This is a genomic window from Bacillus sp. COPE52, assembly GCF_003355115.1.
In the GTDB taxonomy this organism is placed as follows: Bacteria; Bacillota; Bacilli; order Bacillales; family Bacillaceae_G; genus Bacillus_A; species Bacillus_A toyonensis.
Genome location: NZ_CP031292.1, coordinates 4,039,088 through 4,041,050 on the forward strand (window position 1 = coordinate 4,039,088; position 1,963 = coordinate 4,041,050).

Sequence of the window (1,963 nt, forward strand, 5' to 3'; positions counted from 1 at the left end):
ATGTGTATTTTTTCATCAGCTGTAAATTTAACCATAGAAAAACTGCACCTCCAATTGTTAGACGGTGTCTAACAATTAGGGTGCAGTTCAGTTTCTCGCTCTTTTTTTATTTGTCATAAACAATACACAGTGAAATTTAAGCGATTCTAAATACAGTAAGGCGAATGTTAGTATTTCCTGTTGCAGGGATCGTAATCTCGTTAAGAGTAGATTGGACAGAGATGTTTGCACCAGCTGCTAACGTTTCAATTGTAGTAAATGAAAGTGAGTCACCTATTAAACTTGAAGAGAAGTTGTCAGTTGCGACTGCTCCATTAATTGAAATTCCTACTCCAAGTGGAGCACATCCTGGCGCAGTTGTAGCGATGGATACGCTAATTACATAAATGCCAGCGTTAATAACAGTAACTGTATTTGTGCCGTTAAAGATAATATTGTTTACGTTAATTGCAGTACTAAAAATAAAGTTATTAAATTGCAGTACTGTTTGTTGAATGTTATTTGTTACAACAATTGTTGCTACAGGGAAGCTAGGTCCAGTAGGTCCAGTAGGTCCAGTAGGCCCAGTAGGTCCGCCAGATGGTCCAGTTGGTCCAGTAACTCCTATACCGGTAGCACCCGTTGGTCCTTGGATGCCTTGAACACCTTGAGGTCCGGTAGCGCCAGTGGCACCAGTAGCACCTGTGTTACCTTGAACGCCTTGAGGTCCGGTAGCACCAGTAGCGCCTGTGTTACCTTGAGCGCCTTGAGGTCCAGTAGCGCCAGTAGCGCCCGTGTTACCTTGAACGCCTTGAGGTCCCGTGGCACCAGTAGCGCCCGTATTACCTTGAACGCCTTGAGGCCCGGTAGCGCCTGTGTTACCTTGAGCACCTTGAGGTCCAGTAGCACCAGTAGCCCCCGTGTTACCTTGAACACCTTGAGGTCCGGTAGCCCCCGTGTTACCTTGAGCGCCTTGAGGTCCAGTAGCACCAGTAGCCCCCGTGTTACCTTGAACACCTTGAGGCCCGGTAGCGCCTGTGTTACCTTGAGCACCTTGAGGTCCGGTAGCCCCCGTGTTACCTTGAGCGCCTTGAGGTCCCGTGGCACCAGTAGCCCCCGTGTTACCTTGAACACCTTGAGGCCCGGTAGCGCCTGTGTTACCTTGAGCACCTTGAGGTCCGGTAGCCCCCGTGTTACCTTGAGCGCCTTGAGGTCCAGTGGCACCAGTAGCCCCCGTGTTACCTTGAACACCTTGGGGTCCAGTAGGTCCAGTAGGTCCACCAGAAGGTCCAGTAGGTCCGGTAACTCCTATACCCGTAGCGCCAGTAGCACCTGTGTTACCTTGAACGCCTTGAGGTCCGGTAGCCCCTGTGTTACCTTGAACACCTTGAGGTCCAGTAGCGCCAGTGGCACCAGTAGCACCTGTGTTACCTTGAACACCTTGAGGTCCAGTAGCGCCAGTGGCACCAGTAGCACCTGTGTTACCTTGAACACCTTGAGGTCCAGTAGCGCCAGTGGCACCAGTAGCACCTGTGTTACCTTGAACACCTTGAGGTCCAGTAGCGCCAGTGGCACCAGTAGCACCTGTGTTACCTTGAACACCTTGAGGTCCAGTAGCGCCAGTGGCACCAGTAGCACCTGTGTTACCTTGAACACCTTGAGGTCCAGTGGCACCAGTAGCACCTGTGTTACCTTGAACACCTTGAGGTCCAGTAGCACCTGTGTTACCTTGAGCACCTTGAGGTCCGGTAGCCCCCGTGTTACCTTGAACGCCTTGAGGTCCGGTAGCACCTGTGTTACCTTGAACGCCTTGAGGTCCGGTAGCGCCAGTAGCACCCGTGTTACCTTGAATACCTTGAGGTCCAGTGGCACCAGTAGCACCCGGATTACCTTGAACACCTTGAGGTCCAGTAGCACCTGTGTTACCTTGAACACCTTGAGGTCCAGTAGCGCCAGTGGCACCGGTAGCACCTGTGTTACCTTG

1 protein-coding gene is annotated in these 1,963 nt (G+C 51.6%); it reads right to left on the bottom strand.

Annotated elements, in window-relative coordinates; genetic code table 11:
• Positions 1-136: 136 nt before the first annotated feature.
• On the bottom strand, positions 137-1,963 hold a 1,827-nt coding region (locus DPQ31_RS20265; RefSeq protein WP_208730923.1), incomplete at its 5' end, for a Gly-Xaa-Xaa repeat protein.